Source organism: Amycolatopsis sp. La24, from assembly GCF_029087445.1.
Classification (GTDB): Bacteria; Actinomycetota; Actinomycetes; order Mycobacteriales; family Pseudonocardiaceae; genus Amycolatopsis; species Amycolatopsis nivea.
Genome location: NZ_JARACH010000066.1, coordinates 24638 through 39163, shown reverse-complemented (window position 1 = coordinate 39163; position 14526 = coordinate 24638). Strand labels below are relative to the sequence as shown.

12 protein-coding genes are annotated in these 14526 nt (G+C 70.8%); 6 read left to right on the top strand and 6 right to left on the bottom strand.

The features are described from left to right. Positions 1-215: 215 nt before the first annotated feature. From PUT80_RS38545 to PUT80_RS38535, 3 genes are all read right to left on the bottom strand, one after another. Entirely contained in the window at positions 216-1079 is an 864-nt protein-coding gene (locus PUT80_RS38545; protein WP_275295078.1) for a hypothetical protein, read from the bottom strand. A 710-nt stretch (positions 1080-1789) separates the two neighbouring features. Next, entirely contained in the window at positions 1790-3004 is a 1215-nt protein-coding gene (locus PUT80_RS38540; RefSeq protein ID WP_107051249.1) for an ABC transporter permease, read from the bottom strand. Then, complete coding sequence (locus PUT80_RS38535) at positions 3001-3918, bottom strand: ATP-binding cassette domain-containing protein (protein WP_043835984.1); 918 nt, start codon at positions 3916-3918, stop codon at positions 3001-3003. Before PUT80_RS38535 ends, PUT80_RS38540 begins: the two co-directional genes overlap by 4 nt. Positions 3919-4073: 155 nt before the next feature. Between PUT80_RS38535 and PUT80_RS38530 the strand changes: the two genes are divergently transcribed. From PUT80_RS38530 to PUT80_RS38510, 5 genes are all read left to right on the top strand, one after another. Then, complete coding sequence (locus PUT80_RS38530; protein ID WP_037820487.1) at positions 4074-5285, top strand: helix-turn-helix domain-containing protein; 1212 nt, start codon at positions 4074-4076, stop codon at positions 5283-5285. 680 nt (positions 5286-5965) lie between these two features. After that, positions 5966-6877 carry an ACP S-malonyltransferase gene (locus PUT80_RS38525; RefSeq protein ID WP_078870821.1) on the top strand — a complete coding sequence of 304 codons (912 nt, stop codon included), beginning with the start codon at positions 5966-5968 and terminating at the stop codon, positions 6875-6877. Beyond that, positions 6874-7857 (top strand): beta-ketoacyl-ACP synthase III, encoded by a 984-nt coding sequence (locus PUT80_RS38520; protein ID WP_037820483.1) that lies wholly within the window; start codon positions 6874-6876, stop codon positions 7855-7857. The genes PUT80_RS38525 and PUT80_RS38520 overlap by 4 nt, the downstream gene beginning before the upstream one ends. A 70-nt stretch (positions 7858-7927) precedes the next feature. Then, the gene (locus PUT80_RS38515) at positions 7928-8173 is read left to right on the top strand and encodes an acyl carrier protein (RefSeq protein ID WP_037820481.1); all 246 of its coding nucleotides are present in this window, start codon (positions 7928-7930) and stop codon (positions 8171-8173) included. A 51-nt stretch (positions 8174-8224) separates the two neighbouring features. Then, positions 8225-9475 (top strand): beta-ketoacyl-[acyl-carrier-protein] synthase family protein, encoded by a 1251-nt coding sequence (locus PUT80_RS38510; protein ID WP_037820479.1) that lies wholly within the window; start codon positions 8225-8227, stop codon positions 9473-9475. Between the two features lie 66 nt (positions 9476-9541). Here the strand turns inward: PUT80_RS38510 and PUT80_RS38505 are convergent, their stop codons facing one another. Then, the gene (locus tag PUT80_RS38505) at positions 9542-10141 is read right to left on the bottom strand and encodes a hypothetical protein (RefSeq protein ID WP_037820478.1); all 600 of its coding nucleotides are present in this window, start codon (positions 10139-10141) and stop codon (positions 9542-9544) included. A gap of 23 nt (positions 10142-10164) precedes the next feature. Beyond that, positions 10165-10668 (bottom strand): DUF3145 domain-containing protein, encoded by a 504-nt coding sequence (locus PUT80_RS38500; RefSeq protein WP_093576929.1) that lies wholly within the window; start codon positions 10666-10668, stop codon positions 10165-10167. Positions 10669-12949: 2281 nt separating this feature from the next. Here PUT80_RS38500 and PUT80_RS46360 point away from each other — a divergent pair. Then, positions 12950-13549: a hypothetical protein gene (locus tag PUT80_RS46360; RefSeq protein ID WP_238607729.1), complete on the top strand. Its 600-nt coding sequence runs from the start codon at positions 12950-12952 to the stop codon at positions 13547-13549. Between the two features lie 400 nt (positions 13550-13949). Here the strand turns inward: PUT80_RS46360 and PUT80_RS38490 are convergent, their stop codons facing one another. Next, positions 13950-14519 carry a TetR/AcrR family transcriptional regulator gene (locus PUT80_RS38490; RefSeq protein ID WP_275295076.1) on the bottom strand — a complete coding sequence of 190 codons (570 nt, stop codon included), beginning with the start codon at positions 14517-14519 and terminating at the stop codon, positions 13950-13952. Positions 14520-14526: the final 7 nt, after the last annotated feature.

Genomic DNA, 14526 nt, shown 5'->3' with positions numbered 1-14526 from the left:
CCTTGCCGACCGCCGCGAGCAGACTGGCGGCAGGCAGACCGCGGGGCCGCGCTGCCGAAGCAACGCGGCCCCTTGTCCCCGACCCGCGGATCGGGGAAGGCCGTCAGCGAAGCCGCCGGCCGGGTTTGAATCCGGTCAGCAGCACGGCCCGGAGCCGGTGAACCTCCGCGGATCAGCTCGCTGTCCGCGGAATCCCCGGCTCGGCTGGCCTCCGCTCAGCGGTCCACGCGGCCGAACCCGGCGGGCGGGGTCGGCGGCTCCGGCGGGCGACCGCCGTCCGCGGGCATCTGGCGGGTCTGCTCGCCCGGCTGCGGGAGGCTGCCCGACTGGGACTGCGGGTAGCTCTGCGTCCGGGCCTGCCCGGCGTGCGCGTGCTGCCCGCTCACCTGGCCCTGCTCCCGCGCACCGTTGCCGGAGCCGACCTGGCCCTGCAGGTTCGCCAGCCAGCCGCCCCAGCGTTCCTGGGCCGGCTTGATCAGGCCGCCGCCGAAGCCGACCACGATCACGCCGCCCGCGGTCGCCAGGACCGCGATCAGGATCGGGCCGGTCACCGCCGTCGCGATGTTCACCTGGCCCAGCGCCGCGATGATGCCGAACGCCATCACCAGCCAGTACGCGGTCGTGCTGAGCAGCCGCCCGGCCGAACGGCCCGACAGCGCGCCCGCGACGACGTCCCGCACGACCTTCGCGATCGCCGCCGCGACGATGATCAGCACCACCGCGACCAGGATCCTCGGCAGGAACGCGATGATGTCGTTCAGCAGCTGGCTCACCGGGTTCGACTGCCCGAACACCCCGAACGCCAGCTGCAGCGCGATCAGCAGAATGAAGTAGTAGACGAGTTTCACGAGCACCGCGGTGGCGTCGAGATTCGCGCCCTTCACCATTCCGGTCAGCCCGGTCTTCTCCACCATCCGCGTGAAACCGAGCTTTCCGAGAACGAGCCCGACCGCTTTGGACACGGCTTTCGCGATCAGCCAGCCGATCAAGAGGATGATCAGAAAACCCACGAGTTTCGGGACGAACGTGGCCACCAGATTCCAGGCCTGTCCGAGTCCGTCCTTGAGTTGTTCACCCACGCTGGCTCCCTTCGCCGCGGTTCGACGTGGATTCCGGCACCGTCCTGTCGCACCGGGTCGCAGGACAGGTACCCACTGCGCCCGAGTGCTGTGCACCACGATCGAGTGAGACGACTGGCGCGGGAAGATCAATCGCCGCCATACTTGTCCTACCGGTGGGGACCGGGGAGACGAGGCCGCTCGGCGCAGCGAAAACCGCAAGCGCCGAGCGGCCTCGAACATTTTCCGCTCTTTATCGCCGCGCGCGGGCGCTTCCGAGACGAATGCGGTTCGGGTTTTCTCCGCCGTTCATCTGGCCTTCATGTTCGGGCGATTGGCGAGTCGCCGACGGATTTGCGTGCCGACCAGCGTACGGCGGCGGAGATGTCCGGACGGGAATCCCGTGCGGGCGCGGTCTGTGCGGTGCGAATTCGCGTCGCGCGACAGCCCGCGGCGGCGAATTGCGCGGGTCTTCCGCACGCGTGCCGGATTACCGCGCGGCGGAGATGCCACGCGAAGGTCATTAACGGGCGTTCGGCCGGGTGACCGGAACGGCGGGTTCGCGAGGGCGGCGTTCACGCAACTCACCCGATGCCGCTAACCCACGTGGGTTAGGGCCCCCGCTGCCCAGGTCCCTCACCGGGACAACGCCTCCACCGAGAGTAGAGGCTTCGGCACACAAACGGCGGGCCGCGGCATTCCGCCGCGGCCCGCCGTCCGGAACTTCGCGGTCAGGCCGCGCGCAGGGCGTCCCGCAGCTTCACCTTCGCGCCGGTGCGCATCACCGCGTTGCGGTAGATCCGCGCGGCCAGCCAGATCAGCGCCGGGATCAGCACGATCACCAGACCCACCGACAGCACCGCCTCCCACACCGGCACGCCGCCCATCGCGAGCCGCATCGGCATCAGCGTCGGCGCGAACACCGGGATCAGCGACAGCACCTCGGCCAGCGGGCTGCCCGGATTCGACGGCAGGATCGAAATCCCCACCACGTACCCGGCGATCACGAACATCAGCGCGGGCATCGTCGCACCGCCCACGTCCTCCTGCCGCGACACCAGCGCGCCGAGAGCGGCGAACACGATCGAATACATGAAGAACCCGAGCAGGTACCAGACGATCAGCCAGATCACGGTGCCGACCGCGGCGTTCACCGAGATCGTCAGCACCCCGAACCCGAGCCCGGCCGCGACGCCGGCCACGCCGATCGCCAGCATCTGGATCAGCCCGACGACGCCGATGCCGAGCACCTTCCCGGCCATCAGCTGCCACGGTTTGATCGTCGACAGCAGCAGTTCGACCACCCGCGAGGTTTTCTCCTCGACGACGCCCTGGGCCACGCTCTGCCCGTTGAGCATCAGCGAGAGGTAGATCAGGATGCCCGCGATGATGCCGAGCACCAGCTGCTGCCCGTTGTAGTCGTACGGTTTCTCGAGCGGCGGCAGTTCGTCGATCGTCGCCTCGGCGGTCGCCTGGCGCACCTTCGCCGGATCGCCGCCGAGGGACTCGATCTGCTGGTTGAGCGCCAGCTGGCCCTCGAGCACGGTGAACGTGTTCTTCAGCTTCGCGTCCAGGTCCTTCTTCACCTGGACGTGCACCCGCTTCGCGTCCTGCACCAGCAGCGCGTCGATCGAGCCGTCCCGGAGCTTGTCCTGGCCGGTCTTCTCGTCGGGCACCTGCTGCGTCGCGACCGTCTGGCCGATCGACTTCGCCGTCGCGCTCAGCGGCTGCGCCAGCGGCGAGGCGGCCGGCACGTAGCCGACCGTCGCGTCGGCGCCCCCGCCGCCGTTGAAGAGCTTGAAGACCAGCGCCAGCCCGACGACGATGACCACCATCACCAGCGTCGTGATGCGGTAGGCCTTGGAATTGACCCGCGTGGTGATTTCCCGGCCGGCGACGAGGCCGACCGCGGACATCGGGCTCATCTGAACGTTCGACCCGGTCATGCCGCGGCCTCCTGCTGCTCGGACACGACAGAACGGAACAACTCGGTCAGGGACGGCAGTTTGCGGGCGAATTCCCGCACCGGGCCGGTCGCCAGCGCGGCGCGCAGCACCGCCTGGTCGTCGGCGCCGTCAGCCAGTTCCAGTTCGGTCACCGGGCCCTTGCGGCCGAGCACGGTCACGCCGGGCAGCGCGGCGGCCCAGTTTTCCGGAGCCTCCGGCGCGTCGACGAGCAGCCGGACGGTCCCGCCCGCGCGCAGTTCCGCCACCGTGCCGGACGCTTCCATCCGTCCACTCCGGACAATCCCGATCCGGTCGCACAGCCGTTCCACCAAATCCAGCTGGTGACTGGAAAACACGACCGGAACGCCCTCGGCGGCCTTCTCCTTCAGCACGTCGCTCATCACGTCGACGGCCACCGGGTCCAATCCGGAAAACGGTTCGTCCAGCACGAGAATCCGCGGTTCGTGCACCAGCGCGGCGGCCAGCTGCACGCGCTGCTGGTTGCCGAGGCTGAGCTTCTGCACCTCGTCGTCGCGGCGCGCGGCCACGCCGAGGCGTTCGGTCCACCGTTCGCTCGACGCCTTCGCCGCGGCGGCGGGCATTCCGTGCAGCCGGGCCAGATACGTGAGCTGCTCGCCGACCTTCATCTTCGGGTACAGGCCGCGTTCCTCGGGCATGTAGCCGATCTGCCGGCGCGTTTCGTGCGTGATGGGCTCGCCCGCGTAGCGAACCTGGCCCGCGTCGGCGCTCAGCACCCCGAGCGCGATGCGCATGGTGGTCGTTTTGCCCGCCCCGTTGCTGCCGACGAATCCGAAAAGCTCCCCCGGCCGCACGTCGAACGTCATTTTCTCGAGCGCCACCACGGCGCCGTACCGTTTGGAGATCCCGTCGATCTCCAGTCCGGGCTCTGGCATGGCCCGTCCCCCTGTTCTTTTTTCGCGCGGGGTGATCCCCTGCCACCCCACCCCGGATCCTAGGCACTTCGTCCAGGCGCCGCCCACCGCCTGAGGTCGCCGTCGCATCCGCCTAAAGTTGCGGGTCGCGCGCGGCACGTAGGATCGGATCCGACATGGCCGACACCACGGGACGCCCAGCGCGCAAGCACCACGGACTGTCCGCGAAAACCCTGCGCAGCCTGGAGCACGCCTCCGGGCGGCTGGCGAGCGCGAGCGTCGCGGAAATGGAACGCAGGCTGGTGTGGTTCGCGCGGCTCCCCGCCGACCAGCGCGCCAGCGTTTTGCTGATCACGCAGACCGGGGCCAGCGGATTCGTCGCGTGGCTGCGGGATTCGAAGGAAGCGCTGAAGCTCACCACCGAGGCCTTCCGCGACGCGCCGACCGAAGTGTCGCGCTGGATCAGCCTGCGCCAGGCCGTCGCGATGGTGCGGCTCGCGATCGAGGTATTCGAGGAGCAGCTCCCCGAATTCGCCGCTTCGGAAGCCGAACGTGCCGCGCTGATCGAAGGAATTCTGCGCTACGGCAGGGAAATCGCTTTCGCCGCGGCCAATTCCTACGCCGCGGCGGCGGAAGCGCGCGGCGCGTGGGACGCCCGGCTCGAAGCGCTCGTGGTCGACGGAATCGTCCGCGGGGACGCCGAAGAATCCGTCCTTTCGCGAGCCGCGGCGCTCGGGTGGGATCCGGCCGCGGCGGCGACTGTGCTGGTGGGAAATCCACCGTCGGACGACCCGCCGACGGTGGTTTTCGACGTCCGCGCCCGCGCCGCCCGCGTCGGCCGCGCGGTGCTGCTGTCGGTGCAGGGCTCGCGGCTGGTGATCGTGATCGGCGGCCCCACCGAGGGCGGGCCGAAGGAACGCGAAATCCTGGCCCGGATGTCAACGGTGTTCGCCGACGGCCCGGTCGTCGCCGGTCCGACAGTGCCGACACTGGCCGAGGCGCACCACAGCGCGGCCGAAGCGCTGTCCGGCCTGCGCGCGGTGGTCGGCTGGCCCGCCGCGCCGCGCCCAGTGCGCTCCGACGACCTCCTCCCCGAACGAGCCCTCTCCGGCGACCCCGGCGCGGAACGGCTGCTGGTCGACCTGGTGGCCCGGCCGTTGGAAGAAGCCGGAGCCGCCCTGCAGCGGACGGTCGAGACCTATCTGGACACCGGCGGGGTGCTGGAACGCTGCGCGCAAACCCTGTTCGTGCACCCGAACACGGTCCGGTACCGGCTGCGCAAAGCCGCCGAACTCACCGGCCGCAACCCGACCGACGCCCGCGATGCACTGGTGCTGCGGGTCGCACTCACGGTGGGCAGACTCGCCCGGGCTCGCGGGCTTTGGTGAACGCCCCAGTGAGGTTTTCTCACTAGCGCGGTGCGCGAGCGGCAGCGGTGCTTGCGAGGTGCTGCGGACACCGGCCAGCAAGGCGCGCCGGGGCGGCTCCTCTCCCGTTTCGGTCCGTGAAGGGCTCCTTGAGGGAATCTGATTCCCTCAAGGAGCCCTTCACGGACCTCGCCACCGCGCCCACCCGCTGCCGGAGGAACGAAACTCTCCACGGACGCGGTGCGCGAAGCCGCCCCCGGTCGACGGCGCGGTTGGGCCGGTGCAGATGTCGTGAGGGGCCCCTGACGGAATCTGATTCCCTCAGGGCCCCCTCACCGACGCCACCCAGAGCGGAGAAGCAACGCGGCCCGGTCGACGTCTCGCTGCTGAAAACCCCAATGTGGCATTGGGTGCATGTCACGCACCCAATGTGGCGTTCGGTGCGTCTGACGCACCCAATGCCACATTGGGGACATCCCGCCCGGCCTACTCCGCCCCTCCGAGACGCGGCGTGACAGGGGAGCGGCGAGCGCGTGGCGGGTGACAGACTTCACGGCAAGCGCTGGTTGAATCCCACAAGGCGGATGGGTTAAGGGCCGGGTTCTCCGGCGGGTCTTTGGAGGTTTCCTCCAATAACGCCGCGCGGACTTGGTGACCGCCCGCAGCCGAAGCGCGACGGGTCCCGTGGTCTCATAGACAGCGTGACAGTTGCAGTCCTCTCCCCCGGCCAGGGTTCCCAAGCCCCCGGCATGCTCGCTCCGTGGCTCGAGCTCGACGGCGCCCGCGCGCGCGTCGAAGAGTGGTCCGCCCGCTGCGGGCTCGACCTGATCCGGCTCGGCACCGAGGCCGGCGCCGAGGAGATCCAGGACACCGCTGTCGCGCAGCCGCTGATCGTCGCGCTGTCCCTGCTGTCCTTCGAGCACCTCCCGGTCGCCGACGACGCTCCGGTCGCCGGCCACTCCGTCGGCGAACTGGCCGCGGCCGCGATCGCCGGGGTGCTCAGCCCGGCCGACGCCGTCGCGCTCGCCGCGGTCCGCGGCGCCGAGATGGCCAAGGCCTGCGCGCTCGAACCGACGTCGATGGCCGCGGTGATGCTCGGCGATCCCGAGGAAGTCGCCGCGTGGCTGGAAAGCCAGGGCCTCGCCGCCGCGAACCGCAACGGGGCCGGGCAGATCGTCGCCTCCGGGTCCGCCGCCGCGATCGAGAAGATCATCGCCGAGCCGATGGAGGGCACGAAGATCCGTGCGCTCAAGGTCGCCGGCGCCTTCCACACGCCCTACATGGCCCCCGCGGAAGACGCCCTGCGCGAGCACGCCGCCGGTCTCTCCCCGGCCGACCCGACGCGCCCGCTGCTGTCCAATGCCGACGGTCAGGTCGTCACGAGCGGCGCGGAGTACCTGCGCAGGCTCGTCGCCCAGGTGACCCGCCCGGTCCGCTGGGACCTCACCATGGACGGGCTCGTCTCGCTCGGCGTGGACCGCACCGTCGAACTGGCGCCCGCGGGCACCCTGACCGGACTGGTCAAGCGGCAGCTCAAGGGCGTCGTCACCACTACCACCGCGCTGAAGTCGCCCGCCGAGCTGGCGGCGCTGCGCGAGGAGGACGCCCAGTGACCGCCCGCCCCACCCTGCGCCTGGCCCAGGGCGCCCCCGCCGCCCGCATCCTCGGCTTCGGCAGCTACCAGCCGGACCGGATCGTCACGAACGACGACCTGTCGCAGGTCATGGACACCAGCGACCAGTGGATCCGCGACCGCGTCGGCATCATCGAGCGGCGGTTCGGCGAGAAGGACGACGTGCTGGTCGACTACGCCGTCGCCGCCGGGTCCGAAGCGCTCGCCGACGCGGGCCTCGACGCGTCCGAAGTGGACACCGTCATCGTGCCCAACTGCACCATGCCCTCCCAGATCCCGAACGCGGCCGGGCAGGTCGCCGCGCGGATCGGCGTCGCGGCCCCCGGCGCGTTCGACCTCAACGCCGCGTGCGCCGGATTCTGCTACGGCCTCGGCGTCGCCTCCGACCTCGTGCGCGCGGGCTCGGCGAAGAAGGTCCTCGTGATCGGCGCGGAGAAGCTCACCGACGTCGTGGACCCGACCGACCGCGCGAACGCGATCATCTTCGCCGACGGCGCGGGAGCCGCGGTGGTCGGCGGGTCCGACGAACCGGGCATCGGCCCGGTCGTGTGGGGCAGCGCGGGCGACCTCGTCGACCTCATCTACATGCGCGACCACCAGTGGATCTACCAGGAGGGCCAGTCGGTCTTCCGCTGGGCGACCACGCAGATCGCGCCGATCGCGCTGCGCGCGCTGGAAGCCGCCGGGCTGCAACCGTCCGATGTGGACGTGCTGGCGCCGCACCAGGCGAACCTCCGGATCGTCGAGTCGATCGCCAAGAAGCTGCGCGCCAAGGGGGCGCGCGAGGACATGGTGGTGGCCGACGACATCAAGTACTCGGGCAACACCTCGTCCGCTTCGATCCCGATGGCGCTGGACCACATGCGCAAGGCGGGGACGGCGAAAAGCGGCGACGTGGTGCTGGCGGTCGGCTTCGGAGCCGGGCTTTCCTATGCCGCGCAGGCGTTCGTCCTGCCCTGAGCGATACTTCCCCCGCGGGCGCCGTGCCCGCGAGCGGACCTCCAGAAGAACCGAGAAGGGAACAACACCGATGGCTGACAACACTGAGATTCTCGCCGGCCTCGCCGAGATCGTCGAAGAGGTCGCCGGCGTGGCTCAGGACGACGTCACCGCCGAGAAGTCGTTCGTGGACGACCTGGACATCGACTCGCTGTCGATGGTCGAGATCGCCGTGCAGGCCGAGGACAAGTTCGGCGTCAAGATCCCGGACGACGAGCTGGCCAACCTGAAGACCGTCGGCGACGCGGTGAACTACGTGTCCGCCAACTCGAAGTAAGTCCTCTTCGTACCCGGGCCCCGGTCCGGAGCCGACCTTGGGGAGACACCCATGAGCAACATCGACGTCGTGATCACCGGAATGGGCGCGACCACGCCGCTCGGCGGGGACGTCGCGTCCACCTGGGACGGTCTGCTGGCCGGCCGCAGCGGGATCCGCACGATCGAGGCGGACTGGGCGGCGGAGCTGGACCTGCCGGTGCGGATCGCGGCGCAGCTCGCCGTCGAGCCGACCGACATCCTGCCCCGCGTGCAGGCCCGCCGGCTCGACCGGTGCGAGCAGGTGGCGATCATCGCCGCCCGTCAGGCCTGGGCCGACGCCGGGTTCGCCGAGCAGACCGACGAGCACGCCGACGTCGAACCGGAACGCCTCGGCGTCTCGATCGGCACCGGGGTCGGCGGGCCGGTGACCCTGCTGACCCAGAACGATCTGTTGCACCAGCAGGGTCTTCGCAAGGTGTCGCCGCTGACCGTGCCGATGCTGATGCCGAACGGGCCCGCCGCGCACGTGGGCATCGACCTGAAGGCACGGGCCGGGGTGCACTCGCCCGCGTCGGCGTGCGCGTCCGGGGCCGAGGGCATCGCGAACGGCTTCGAGATGATCCGGTCCGGACGGGCCGACGTGGTGGTCGCGGGCGGTTCCGAGGCGTGCATCCACCCGATCACCGTCGCCGGGTTCGCCCAGGCGCGCACGGTGTCGACGCGCAACGACGACCCGGCCGCGGCGTCGCGTCCGTTCGACGTGAGCCGCGACGGCTTCGTGCTCGGCGAGGGCTCCGGCGTCGTCGTGCTCGAGCGGGCCGACCGCGCGAAGGCCCGCGGCGCGCGGATCTACGCGAAGCTGGCCGGCTACGGCCTGACGTCCGACGCCTACCACATCACGGGCAACCACCCGGAGGGCATCGGGCAGATCGCGGCGATGCGCGCGGCGATGACGATGGCCGGACTGTCCCCTTCGGACGTCGGCCACGTGAACGCGCACGCGACGTCCACTGTGGTCGGGGACATCGGCGAGGCGGCCGCGATCCGGTCCGCGATCGGCGAGCACCCGGTGGTCACCGCGCCGAAGGGCGCGCTCGGCCACCTCGTCGGCGGTGCGGGCGCGGTCGAGGGCATCGCGACGATTCTCGCGCTGTACGAGGGCGTCGTTCCCGCGACGCTGAACCTCACCGAACTGGACCCGAAGGTGCAGCTCGACGTCGTCGCCGGGGAGAACCGCAAGGTCGAACTCGCCGCGGCGCTGTCCAACTCGTTCGGTTTCGGCGGGCACAACACCGCTCTGCTGTTCACGCCGGCGAACTGAGTCCTTTTCACGCTGAAGGGCCCCGCGGAAATCTTCCGCGGGGCCCTTCAGCGTTTCACCGGGTTCTCAGCACTTGTCGTGTTCGGTGGCGGTGCCGTCGACGGTGTCGATCCGGTACGAGCCGTGCTCGAACTTCAGCGGCAGCACCAGCCGCCAGTGGATGCACTTCTCCTGGAAGTCGACCGGGGCCTCGTTGAGCGACTGGGTGCTGGTGAACCCGACCAGCGCCCGCAGCGTCCCCTGCGCGCCCGGTTCGATGCGGTACAGCATCACGTCGACGTCCTTAGTGGACTGGAAGCTCCGGTGGAAGTCGTACTCCGGCATCTTGCTGCGGCGAGCGTCGCTGACCGTCTCCGCCCAGGCCTCGTAGTCCTTCTGGTTCACCGCGGTGAAATAGGACTTCAGCACCGTGCGGACGGCGTCGTCCTGCGGGTGGTTCTCGGCGTCCGGGGTGGCCCCGACCTCGACCGCGCCGGACTTGTCGGCCGCACCGCCGCTGGTGGTGGCGGACGGAGCCATGGCTTCGCCGTCGGCCGCACGCGGCGAATCGGGGCGGCGGTACAGCTCGCGGGCGAGCAGACCCCCGGCGACGGTGATGGACAGCACCACCACGAGCACGGGGATCAACCACCGCTGACGGGAAGGCGGGGCCGGGTGAACGCTCACCCGGGTGAGGGTACCGCCCCCGCTCACCCGACCTGGTGCAGCCAGGTGACCGGGGCGCCGTCGCCCGCGTGCCGGTACGGCTCGAGCGCCTCGTCCCAGGCCGCGGCGAGGAGTTCGTCGAGCTTGTGCGCGAGGGTTTCGCCGCCGCGGGTCATGCTGACGAGCGCGCGCAGCTGGTCCTCGCCCACGACGATGTCGCCGTTGGCGCTGGTGCGGCCGTGCCAGAGCCCGAGTCCGGGCGCGAAGCAGAACCGCTCGCCGTCGACGCCCGCGCTGGGTTCCTCGGTGATTTCGAAGCGCACCATCGGCCACGCCTTGAGCGCGCCGGCGAGTTTGCCCGCGGTTCCTGCGGGCGCGCTCCAGCTGCATTCGGCCCGGAGCTGTCCCGGACTGGCCGGCTGGGCCGTCCACTTCAGCTCGACACGGGCACCAAGGGTGCCCGAAATCGCCCACTCGACGTGCGGACATACCGCAGACGGCGACGAGTGGACGTACACCACGCCTCGGGTGCTGCCACGGGTGCTCACTGCTGACCTCCGCTTGTTCGACGAGGGACGTCTTCCCCTACGACCTCTCGAACCCTGCGCAGGTTGCGTAGCCTCCACGGCAGTTCCCGACCTGTGTAGCACATTCTGCACCCCAACCGTGCCGTTTGGCCACATGAACACCACAAGTCGCAGCGGACGACCCATTGTGGTGAGCCACGCCGACGCGAGGGCGCGAAGCACGGTTCCGGCGGCCCGGCACGCTAGCGTGGTGCACCGGAAACGCTGCGGATTCGACAGGAGAATTTCGGTGCGACTGGTCCGTCTCGGGCAGCAGCCCTCGCGCGTCGCGGAAGACGTGCGGGCCGCACTGGCCTCCCTCGGCCGGGGGAGCACGGTGATCGGCGGCGTAGCGCTCGTCGGCGCCCGCCCGACCGGAGACCGTCCGGTCGAGGCGGTCGTGGTGCTGCCCGCGGGCGTGCTCGTCGTGATCGGCGTCGACCTGCCCGACCCGGCCCTGCGCCTCGAAGCCCCGCTGAGCGGCCCGTGGAAAGCGGACGGCTGGCCCCTGGTCCACGGCGACGACGTCAACCCCGCCACCGAAGCTCTCGACCTGTCCCAGGAATGCGAGCGCCGCATCGCGGAACTCGGCGGAGGCCCGGTCGGCACGATCGTGGCGGTCGGCCCGTACGTCGAGACGGTCGACCAGCCCCCCGGCGACCTCGCGGGCCCGGTCCGCGTGCTGCACCCGACGCCGACGACCATGCTGGCAGCAACGGTCTCCCTCGCCACGGCCCGGCATCCGCGCTCGGTGGACCAGGCCCGCGCGTTGATCGCGGCGCTGGCTCCGGACGCGCCGGAGCTTTCGGACGAGGTCCTGCGCGGGGAAGGGTTCGTCCGGTTCGCGGACGACGTTCCGGTTCCTCCTGGGCCCCGGTCTCCCGGGGGTTCGGCTGGTTCTGCCGCTGCCGCTGCCGGGGTGGCTGGCGGTGCTTCGGCTGGTTCGGCTGCTGCCGCGAGCGCAGTCAACACTGGCCCGGCGAGCAATGGCACTGCCGCCGCGAACTCCGGTGCTGAGGTCGGAACGGGGGTCTCCGCTGGGGCTGCGACCGCAGGGCTCGGAGCTGCTGCGGCCACCGCGGCGACATCCGGCCCTGCTGGAACCGCCGCCAAGCCCGATCCTGCTGGGGCCGTCGCCGGTTCCGGCTCGCCAGGCCCGGGAAACTCCGCTCCAGACTCGGCTCGGGCCGTTGCTGTCGGGTCCGGCGCAACCCCGTCCAGTGCCGCTGGATCGAACACCGTCGCTCCCGGCACAACACCTTCCGGTGCTGCCGGATCGAACGCTCTCGCTCCCGGTACCACACCTTCCGGTGCTGCCGGATCGAACGCTGTCGCTCCCGGTACCGCTCCATCCACCGCGGAGGCCGTCCCCGGCGGCACTGCGAGGCCGCAAACTCCAGCCGGTGCCGGTGATGTCCGAGGGCTTCCCGTCTTCCCCGGTGCCGCCACGTCGGGATCCGCAGGCACCGCGACGCCGAAGGCTGCTGCTTCCCCCAGCAACCCTTCCGCCGCACCGAAGTCCGTCACTCCGCCGGTGCCGAGGCCGAAGATCATCGCGGTACGGCCGCCTCGTCCGGAGATTCCGTCGATCGAACTGGAGTCGCTTTCCGAAGCGCCTACCGAGTCCGCGGACCCGCCTGAGGCGCCGACCGAGAAGATGCCGTCCCCGGCGAAGCCGCAGCCTGCCGGACGTCCGCGCGGTGCCGTTCCGCCAGTCGTGCCGAGCAGTCCGCCCCAACCCCCGCGACCGGCTCCCTCCGCAAGCTCGGCCGCCAGCCCCGGTACCGGATCGAAGGCAGTCAGTCCCGGAACCGGAACAACCGCTGCGGCAGGACCTGCGCCTGGGGCAGCCCGAGCTGGAGCAGGTGCACCCTCCGCTGCCGGAACACGCGCGACCGCCACGCCAGGAACCGGCACCGGGACAGCAGGGGCAGGACCTGAGGCAACCGTCATGGCCGGACCCGGTACTGGGGCAAGCTCAGCCGCAACCGCCACGCCAGGAACCGGCGCTGGGGCAACCGGGGCGGGCGCTGCGACAACTCCCGCGGGAAACCGTGCCGGGGCGGCCGGGGCAGGAGCAGCGACAACCCCCGCGGGAACCGTGGCCGGGGCGGGAGCTGCGGCAACCTCCGCGGGGACCGGCACCGGGGCAGGAGCAGCGACAACCGCCGCGGGAACCGGTGCCGGAGCCGGGCCGAACTCCCCGGCTGGGCCGAACTCCCCTGCCGGACCTGGGAAACCGGGCTCCCGGACCGTCAAGTGGGTGCCGATCGCGGCGATCGTCTTGCTGGTCGTCCTGGTGGTGTCGGCGATCGTCGTGGCGACCAGCGGCGGTGACGACACCGCCGCCGCGCCCGTCAGCAGTGCACCGCCGAGCAGTGTTCCGAGTCCGGTGCCTAGCAGTGTCCAGTCGAGCGCCCCGCCGGCCCCGACTCTCACCTTCGAACCCCGCGCGAGCAGCGCTGACCAGAAGTGCGCCTCGCACGCGTTCGGGGACGTCCAGGCGAGCCTCCAGCAAACCAGCTGCTCCGCGGTCCGCCGCGCGAGCTACACGGCGCTCGTGGACGGGCGGCCGGCCGCGGTGACCGTCGCGGTAGTCGAGTTTTCCGATGCCGGGCAGGCCGATCATCTCAAGCAGATCGCCGACATCCCGGGCGGCGGCGGAATCCTGGACGTCGCCACGGAAACCGGCAAGTGGCCTTCGGGGCCGCCGCAGTTCGACGGTGCCGCCTACGCCAGCAAGATCGACGGGAAGGGCGTCCGGATCGTGCAGGCGGTCTGGCAGCCCGGACCGTCCACTCCGGACGATCCCGGTCTTGCCCGCGCGGCGAAAGGCGCGCTCGACTTGCAGCTGCCGTCCTGAGGGAGCGGCTCAGCGGCCGACCGCGTTCAGTTCGGCCCTGCCGTCCTGAGGGGAAGCCTCAGCAATCGCCCGCCGCCGCGGCACCAGGTGAACGGCGCAGCAACCGGACGGCACCACCACACCCGGCGAACGACTCAGCAATCGACCGCCACGGCGGCACCGCGCGAACGACCCACCAACCGATCTCCGCTGCAGCACCGAGCTAACAGCTCACCGACCGCCCGCCACCACAGCACCGCGCGAACAACTCACCAACCAACCGCCACCACACCACCGCGCGAACAACTCACCAACCATCCGCCACCGCAGCACCGAGCCAACAGTTCGCCAACCGACCTCCACGGCAGCACCGCGCGAACGGCTCACCAACCAACCGCCACCACACCACCGCGCGAACGGCTCACTGCCACCCGTTCTCCAGCAGGTCGAACGCCACGTCGACAACCCGCGGCGGGTCGTCCGAGCGGTCGGCCAGCGAGGCCGTCTCCAGTGCGAAATGAGCCAGCACCGCGCATCGCGGGTCGTCCTCCGGCGCACCGGTTTCCGCGGCGATCACGCGGCTCAGCGTGTGCTCGTGCCCCATCCACATCTTGTGCCAGTACTCGGAAAGCGCGGGCGTCTCCCGCACCAGCCGCAGCAGCGGTTCGGCTTCCGCGCGGATGCCGGAGGTCGCCCGCACGTGGATGTGCGCGCGGAGCGCCTCCAGCACCGACGTGCCCTCCGGCCGGTCGCGGACTGCCGAGACCAGCGCCTCGTCCACCTCGGGCTCCCGGTCGAACACGAGAGCTTCCTTCGTCGGGAAGTGCTTCATCAGCGTGGTGGTGGACACGTCGGCGGCGTCGGCGATCTCGCGCACGGTCACCTGGTCGTAGCCCCGCTCCAGGAACATCCGCAGGGCAGCGTCGGCCAGCGCCTGGCGGGTCGCCGCCTTTTTGCGTTCACGCCGGCCGGGAGCGGGGGCACTGGTCATGCCCCGA

What these genes read in the sequence shown, in the direction of transcription:
- PUT80_RS38540 (WP_107051249.1), bottom strand. Translation starts at nt 3,004, where the DNA reads ATGACCGGGTCGAACGTTCAGATGAGCCCGATGTCCGCGGTCGGCCTC.
- PUT80_RS38535 (WP_043835984.1), bottom strand. Translation starts at nt 3,918, where the DNA reads ATGCCAGAGCCCGGACTGGAGATCGACGGGATCTCCAAACGGTACGGC.
- PUT80_RS38530 (WP_037820487.1), top strand. Translation starts at nt 4,074, where the DNA reads ATGGCCGACACCACGGGACGCCCAGCGCGCAAGCACCACGGACTGTCC.
- PUT80_RS38515 (WP_037820481.1), top strand. Translation starts at nt 7,928, where the DNA reads ATGGCTGACAACACTGAGATTCTCGCCGGCCTCGCCGAGATCGTCGAA.
- PUT80_RS38510 (WP_037820479.1), top strand. Translation starts at nt 8,225, where the DNA reads ATGAGCAACATCGACGTCGTGATCACCGGAATGGGCGCGACCACGCCG.
- PUT80_RS38490 (WP_275295076.1), bottom strand. Translation starts at nt 14,519, where the DNA reads ATGACCAGTGCCCCCGCTCCCGGCCGGCGTGAACGCAAAAAGGCGGCG.